Source organism: Exiguobacterium sp. s192, from assembly GCF_018618795.1.
GTDB lineage: Bacteria > Bacillota > Bacilli > Exiguobacteriales > Exiguobacteriaceae > Exiguobacterium_A > Exiguobacterium_A undae.
This window is the reverse complement of sequence record NZ_JACSMS010000008.1, coordinates 115,606-122,150: the sequence shown is the minus strand read 5'-3', so window position 1 is coordinate 122,150 and position 6,545 is coordinate 115,606. Positions and strand designations below refer to the sequence as shown.

General features: G+C 46.1%; 5 protein-coding genes and 1 riboswitch. Of the genes, 3 read left to right on the top strand and 2 right to left on the bottom strand.

The annotated features are described in order from the left end of the window. The coding region (locus KNP87_RS13105) for a CDP-glycerol glycerophosphotransferase family protein (RefSeq protein WP_214721944.1) at window positions 1–3,260 on the bottom strand (3,260 nt) is incomplete at its 3' end. Window positions 3,261–3,402: 142 nt separating this feature from the next. On the opposite strand from KNP87_RS13105, the gene KNP87_RS13100 reads away from it, so the two are divergent. Then, window positions 3,403–4,470: a glycerate kinase gene (locus KNP87_RS13100; protein ID WP_214721943.1), complete on the top strand. Its 1,068-nt coding sequence runs from the start codon at window positions 3,403–3,405 to the stop codon at window positions 4,468–4,470. A gap of 123 nt (window positions 4,471–4,593) precedes the next feature. Further along, window positions 4,594–5,163: a hypothetical protein gene (locus KNP87_RS13095; RefSeq protein ID WP_026832030.1), complete on the top strand. Its 570-nt coding sequence runs from the start codon at window positions 4,594–4,596 to the stop codon at window positions 5,161–5,163. Window positions 5,164–5,287: 124 nt separating this feature from the next. On the opposite strand, the gene KNP87_RS13090 is transcribed toward KNP87_RS13095, so the two are convergent. After that, window positions 5,288–5,767, bottom strand: a complete 480-nt coding sequence (locus tag KNP87_RS13090) for a glutathione peroxidase (RefSeq protein ID WP_119923564.1) — start codon at window positions 5,765–5,767, stop codon at window positions 5,288–5,290. A 170-nt stretch (window positions 5,768–5,937) separates the two neighbouring features. Here KNP87_RS13090 and KNP87_RS13085 point away from each other — a divergent pair, with 170 nt between their 5' ends. Further along, complete coding sequence (locus KNP87_RS13085; RefSeq protein WP_026832032.1) at window positions 5,938–6,132, top strand: hypothetical protein; 195 nt, start codon at window positions 5,938–5,940, stop codon at window positions 6,130–6,132. Window positions 6,133–6,372: 240 nt separating this feature from the next. Further along, window positions 6,373–6,525, top strand: a riboswitch (cyclic di-AMP (ydaO/yuaA leader). Window positions 6,526–6,545: the final 20 nt, after the last annotated feature.

The window sequence follows — 6,545 nt, the reverse complement described above, 5'->3', positions numbered from 1 at the left end:
AAGAACATCGGACGGTTCATGTTCGCGAAATCAAAGAAGACGGACGAATAATCCGTAATCAACAGATCCGTGATCAAGTACAGTTCCTGAATATCCGGATAACTGGTGACATCGATGAAGCGTTCGCGATGTTCAGCCGGAATGCTCGGCTTCTTCGTCACGAGGACGTGCGTCCGGATCAAGAAGACATATTCGTCTCCGAGCGCCTCGGCGACGCGGTCGAAATCAAACGGATAATCAAAGAAGAATTTTCCGTTGCCGAGCGACTGATGATCACGGAAGGTCGGCGCGTATAAGATGACCTTTTTATCGTCTGACAGTTGCAGTTTCGTCCGGATCGTCTCGATGGTCTTCGGCTGATTGTTCGAGAAGAACAGATCATTCCGGGGATAACCCGACTCGAAAATCGGTCCCTCGTACCGGAAGGCACTCTTGAAGATGGTCGACGCATACGCACTTGGTGACAACAGGACACTCCACTGTTTGATCGAGTTCGTCACCCGTTCGACATACCCCTCGTCTCGTCCATGAATCTCATCCAAGTCAAACAACATCTTCTTCAGCGGCGTTCCGTGCCAGGTCTGAATGTACGTCGTTTCTTCACGGCGTCGGAAGTAATGCGGGAAGTTTTGGTTGTTGACCCAGAACTTCGCCGTCGCCAGGTAATAGAAGTAGGCCGGTGACAACCGTTTGATGACCTTGGCGTTCGGGTCCCCGAGATAAAGCCGTTTATGATAAACCCAGACGACTTTATAGTCGAGGTTCCGGCGTTTCAGTTCCTCATAGATATAACGCGGACTGTCGGAATATTGTTTACCGAGTCCGCTCTCAAAGACGACGAGTTTCGGATCAACCGGCAATCGTTGCATCAACCGGTAGGCAAATTTCATCGATGGGAAGTAATAGCGATTTTTTCGATAGAGACGATATAAAATATTAGCAGCTTCATTTGTTTCGAGACGTTCTAGCCAACTGGTCTGTTTTTTAAAGTCTGTGATCGCTTGATAAATCGTTTCCACATAAGACGAGTCAACCGGTCTAAGGAAAATATCAGCTCTTGTTTGGTACTCAGGAGCCATCTGAAAGTCTTGTTGTGCAGAAAGTTCCATTTGATCGAGTACTTCATCTGCCGTTTTTGAAATTGGTCCAGGCAATTCATTTTCAAGGTCATAATGCGAACCTTTTGGTCCGATGAAACGTCGACTATCAAACTGGAAGTAGAAGACAGGTCGTTTCAAGAAACTGAAATCAAAAGCAACACTTGAATAATCCGTAATCATTAACATACTTTCTTTCATCAAGTCTTGGACGTCGCGTTCACCTTGGTTGATAACGGTGATGGGTAAGTCCTCGAAATGGCTAGAATATTGTTGCATGTTTGGATGCAAGCAAAGGACAATTTCCATCTTATGAGTGCGTGCAAAGTGATGGAGACGTTCACTTGAAAGTAGATTACGATAATGCTCATAGTAGTCAGATTCAAAAAATTGAATCGGTGTTTGTAACCAAGTTCGCCACGTAGGAATAATTAAAATTTGACGTTTAACTTCACAGTCATTTGAAAGTAAAGTATCGAAACGAGCTAGTCCTGTCACACGGACTTCATGTTCTGGATAACCCATGTCTTGTGTGACGACACGTTTTTCACGTTCTGAACTAACAAAAAACAAATCAGTATGGAAAGACGGTGAATACTTACCGTAGTGATTTTCTAAATTCTTAGTACCGAGAACACCATGCTGAAGGAAAACATGTTCTGCATTCATTTTACTGTCAAAACGTTTGGACCGAACAGGGTATAAGTAATCCCCATGGTGTGTTCCAATGACCTTTTTTGCCATCAGTGTATGATAAATATGTTCTTTTGATTTAAATGGTAAAGCATGACCAAGCTGATTTACTTTGCTGAACTCTGGTGAATCTTCATCAATTACATAGTAGACAGGACGATCTGGATAGGTCTCACGCATATATTTAAAGAAGTGATACCCATTATCCTGTGCTTTGTAAGGACGTTCTCCAACGATCCATGTGTTCTGTTCAGCAAATAGTCGATAAAGTGGTGCGAATTTCATCATATGATTTAAATATGCAAAGTTTTCATTCGTAAATTCTGTCATCTCAAATGAGAGATTACGATGCCCGATTGTGAAATAAGGATTAACGAGCATAGTGTGTTGTTCACTCTGTGCTTTTGTTTCTGAAATTAACTGACGCGTAATATATCGAGCACGTCCAAGACGAATCAGTGTTGGTTCTGATCGATGATAGAAGTCAAGTAAAACAAAGGCATCATACACACCTTCTTGCAACAGTTCTTGTTGATAAATCAGTGTCCAGTCAATCACAGTACGATACGTATACCGGTAGAGACCAAATTTTTCAGCACTTCGAACATTGTCATACACCCAGTCGATCGGAACCGGAATCTGCTCGCCTGTTTCTCGGTGAACGAGTTGTAAGGTTCCTTTTTGAATGAACGCATGCCGGGTGAAAATTTTCCCTTTGATTTCTGTTTGATGCGCTATCGGACGATTGATAGAATCAATCTGCATTTTCGGCTTGACCTTTGGCTCTTTATTCAATAGCAACCGAAGATTTCCTTTTAGATCAATGTAAACATGGGCCGAGTTTTGGAAATCCGGATCAATCAACGGTTTTAAGGGAGCAGCGACCTTTGTCTCCAAAAAACGACCGAGAATAATTTCCCGTGTGAAGCAGTCGCCTGTAATGGTGGAACGACTAGGTAACCCATTGAGTTCCCATTTTTCAAGTGTTGTAGGACGGAAGTCTTCTAATTGCTTTGAGAATTTGACCCAAAACGAAAACCGTCCAGAAGGAAGTGTTGCTTCCGTTTCAGGAGTATCTTCTTCATGTTCTGCCTCGAGCATCTCGAGCGCGTCTTCTGCTTGTTCTACAAGAACAGCCTGCTCTTGTTCGACAAGACGTTTGTTCTCTAAAACGCGTTCGACGAGAACAGGAAGAATGTCGTGCGGCAACGAAAAGGAAAAGTGGTGATTTCCTGCCGTAGCGGTATTCGGCAATTCGATGACCTGATTCATCAGGCTGTCACGAATTAGTAAGGACTGGACCGTTACCGTCGGGTCAGATAGTTGACCTGTAATGGTTTGTTCGTGGAATGTTGAGTCGAGCTGCAAGCTTTGTTTAAACTTGGCGCGACGTGAAATTGTTTTTTTCGGTTTTGGCAAGATCGAATTTCCGAATCGTGCCATCCGTAGTAGTGTCTTTGAAAGACTCACAGAATAGGACCTCCTCATAAAAAAATCGTTTGTTTTCGACGGCGAAAACAAACAAAACGTGTCGTGTGCATGACAATTATCATATCATATTTTGATTTTTTAGGATGGATAAAATTGAGACCAGCAAACGGGAGGGATCGCCATGCATCATTTCATCTGTATCGACAGCTTCAAAGGTTGCTTGAGTTCATCTGACGCGGCGCGTGCCATTCGTGCTGGGATCTTGAGTGCTGATCCGGACGCGACGATCGATTGGAGTCCGGTCGCGGACGGGGGAGAAGGGACGATCGAAGCCTTGTCCACGAATGGATTTCAACACGTAGCAGCTGCGACGGTGGACTTAGCCGGACGTCCAATCGAAGTGGTGTATGTACAAAAAGAGCGGGTCGCCGTGATTGAAGTTGCGGCGGTTTGCGGGTTGCATCTGAAGCGACCGGAGGATGAGGCGCTGTTGCTTGATACACGGGGTGTCGGGCGTCTCGCAAAACAGATTTTAGCGACCGGCGTATCAGATTTGTACCTTGCACTCGGGGGCACCGGGACGACGGACGGTGGGCTTGGTCTGTTGGAGGAACTGGGCGCTCACCTGTTGACGAAGATCGGCAGACCGATTGCGTGGCAGACCAATCCGTTGCTTGAAACCGACCGGATCATACTGCCGTCACCCATCGTTTCCTTACATGTCTTAGCGGATGTCACCGCCGTGTATGCCGGAACAACAGGTGCGGCACACGTGTTTGGTCCGCAAAAAGGATTGACGGCACAACAGATCAGGTTACTGGATGCCCGGTTAAGCCATCTTGGACAACAACTTGGCGTGGAACACGTAGCGGGAGCCGGTGCTGCCGGAGGATTGGGAGGAGCGGCTTACGCACTGGGGGCGTCGATCGAGTCAGGGGCGGCATACATTCTACAACAGATGGGCATCAAAGATCGGATCCGTCAGGCGGATTATGTCTGGACAGGCGAAGGACGGATTGATCGCCAAACGGCTATGGGGAAACTTCCGGCAACGGTCGTTGCCCTGGCGGATCATGCGCATGTCCTTTCCATCCTGCTGGCAGGAGAGGTCACGGAACGGTTGGAGAAGGCCTGGTTCTGTGAATCGATTCATGATCCGGATGAAGTGAAGACACTTGATCCGGTCATCACGCAAAAACGATTGGCACGACGCGCGGAACAAATCGTCCGGCGGATCATGACGAGGTGAATGGGAAAAGAAGAGACAACTTTTTTTATTTAGGGGAATAGTTGGATGGAACAGGAATGAACGGGTACTGCTTAGGGTAAAAGAAATTATATTACTCTATTAATTGGAAGGCAGGTCAACCTTATGATCAATCAGTCGATTCAACTCTCATTTCGACAAGTGCGGGCACTCGTCGAACATACCTTATTGTTATTTAAGGAACTCGATCAACAACTTGCCAACCGCGGTTATGAACCGACGTTGCCGGACGTTGTCCAGACAGAACACGGATTAAGTATCCATCAAACAAAAGACAGTGCCGAATCATTGGTGCCGCATTTTTTGACGCGGTCGTATACGCGTCAAAATGAAAAAGTCCTGAACCATGCGCTGATTGTTTCCGTCCAGTACACGCACCCATTACATGAACGATTTGATCCGGTCGTCTTGGTCGGTGACGTCATGTTCAAGCAACCGAAACAGACGATGAAGCTGTTGCTCGACAAACCGTGGTTGCTGAAATATGCCGCGTTCGAGTCGACGGCTGCTGCTTCTTTTGAACCGACAGGGGAACGTTTCCGGACGCAACCGATCGAAGAAATCGAATGGCTCGATGTCTGGGGACATCCGTTTACGGAGATGCGTGACGTCGAGGACGTTAAAGTCTTGACGGAAGAAATGATTAAAGGACACTTGGAACCGGGGACACCTTGACTGTAAATCAGTGAGACGGGTCTGTATGGAAAATGGTGTTTAAGTCAGTGGGAAATTAAAAAAAGTTCTGCTTCGATGTACGGTCGAAACAGAACTTTTTTGTTGATGGATCATTAGGGATGTTTTAAACAGCAACGAGAATCCGTTCGATTGCTGCGACCAAATCAGTCGGATTCGTTTTTGGGGCGAAGCGTGTCACTTCACCGTCACGTGTCACTAAAAACTTCGTGAAGTTCCATTCCACGTCTTCTTCACCTGTCGTGTTCGGGGCGAGCTTTTTCAGCTCCGTGAACAAAGGATGTGCCGTTTCACCATTGACATCGATTTTTGAGAAGACAGGGAACGTCACGCCATAGTTCATTTGGCAGAAACTTTGAATTTCTTCATCAGTTCCCGGATCTTGAGCGGCGAACTGATTACAAGGGAAACCGAGGACGACGAGTCCTTGTTTCCGGTAATCTTGATGGAGTTGCTCGAGTCCTTCGAACTGTGGCGTCAAGCCGCATTTGCTTGCCGTGTTGACGATCAGCCAAGCTTGTCCCGGATAATCTTGAAGCGTGGCTTCGGTTCCGTCAATCCGTTGAAAAGTCTGCTCTTGTAACATGTCTAAATTCCCCCTTATAGTCTTAAAATCAGTGTACCAAACCGGTTGGTCTTTCGCCTAGAAAACGGCTGTCAGATGACAATCCTTTCACAATCAAGTGTCAGCACACCCGAAATCCTGCAAAATTTGGTAGACTACAAAAGACTTTGGAAGGAAAGGAGAGATGCCACATGAGAAAGATGTTGAAACAATCGCGTTTTGTCATGATCGCGACGCTTTGTCTCGTCCTGGTCGCAAGTGCGGTTGCCTTGCTGACCCTCGGATTCGAACGCGATATTGTGATTCTTGTTTCTGGAGTGGTTGCCCTTTGGGTGACGATGCTAGCTCCTTTGACGGTCCAGACCAAACTGAATGAGCAACCATAAGCCTTGTTTATTCAAAAAAACCGTAGCCTGATTTCTTGCTGAAGGATGTTTTCCATTCAGATGAAGGAATCGGTCGCTGCGGTTTTTTTTCTTCTATAGCATAGGTTCCAAAAACACTATTTTTATAAAAGAAGTCATCAAAAAGTCTGACTATATTTTTTTTTGAAATTCGCTTTACAACCTCAAATAATCGGAGTAATATCCATCTCATCAACGAACACTAACATGTTAATGCTTCGATCTCAAAGTACGCCGAATTCATGATTGAAGCGGGGGACCCAATCGTCACGACACGTGACACGGGGTGAATCTTCTCAGATAAGAGAAGTAGGGCGAAATCCTAGGTATGCCCGAATCCGACAGCTAACCCCGCAGGCGTTTTTAGGAGGGAACGACTCTTATTCAGTGATGCC

Bases quoted from the DNA above. Each gene is read 5' to 3' on its own strand.
- KNP87_RS13100 (WP_214721943.1), top strand. From the start codon at position 3,403: ATGCATCATTTCATCTGTATCGACAGCTTCAAAGGTTGCTTGAGTTCA.
- KNP87_RS13095 (WP_026832030.1), top strand. From the start codon at position 4,594: ATGATCAATCAGTCGATTCAACTCTCATTTCGACAAGTGCGGGCACTC.
- KNP87_RS13090 (WP_119923564.1), bottom strand. From the start codon at position 5,767: ATGTTACAAGAGCAGACTTTTCAACGGATTGACGGAACCGAAGCCACG.
- KNP87_RS13085 (WP_026832032.1), top strand. From the start codon at position 5,938: ATGAGAAAGATGTTGAAACAATCGCGTTTTGTCATGATCGCGACGCTT.